This window comes from Neorhizobium huautlense (assembly GCF_002968575.1).
Lineage (GTDB): Bacteria > Pseudomonadota > Alphaproteobacteria > Rhizobiales > Rhizobiaceae > Neorhizobium > Neorhizobium huautlense.
Genome location: NZ_PVBM01000131.1, coordinates 1 through 386, shown reverse-complemented (window position 1 = coordinate 386; position 386 = coordinate 1). Strand labels below are relative to the sequence as shown.

The following is a 386-nucleotide window of genomic DNA, read 5'->3' as shown; positions in this document are numbered from 1 at the left end:
GGGAAACAGCGCGTATCAGGACTACGTGCTGACCGAGAAAGGGCGCGCGCTGTTTCCCCTGCTGGTGGCGCTGCGGCAGTGGGGTGAAGCGTTCTGCTTTGCGCCGGATGAGGCGCACGTTGTACTCGTCGACAAGGCAACGGGTAAGCCGGTGCCTCGCCTTGAACTCCGTGCGCAGGACGGGCGCGCGCTGGCACCGGAGGATACGGTGGTCGTCCACCCATCGGCCATCAGGCCGACGAAGCGCCAGCGGGCGAAGGCGGGCTGAGCGTTAGCGCTCAGGCGCGAGCCGCCGTTTCACTCGGCAAGACCCAGCCGTTCGAGCAGGCGCCGGGTATCGGAAGGCGCTTCGACCTTTTTATCGTTATCAGCGGATGCGATCGGCC

The 386-nt window shown here is 66.1% G+C and carries 1 protein-coding gene; it reads left to right on the top strand.

Features of this window, described 5'->3' with window-relative positions; translation table 11 throughout:
* On the top strand, positions 1-268 hold a 268-nt coding region (locus C5L12_RS27955; protein ID WP_170109146.1), incomplete at its 5' end, for a winged helix-turn-helix transcriptional regulator.
* Positions 269-386: the final 118 nt, after the last annotated feature.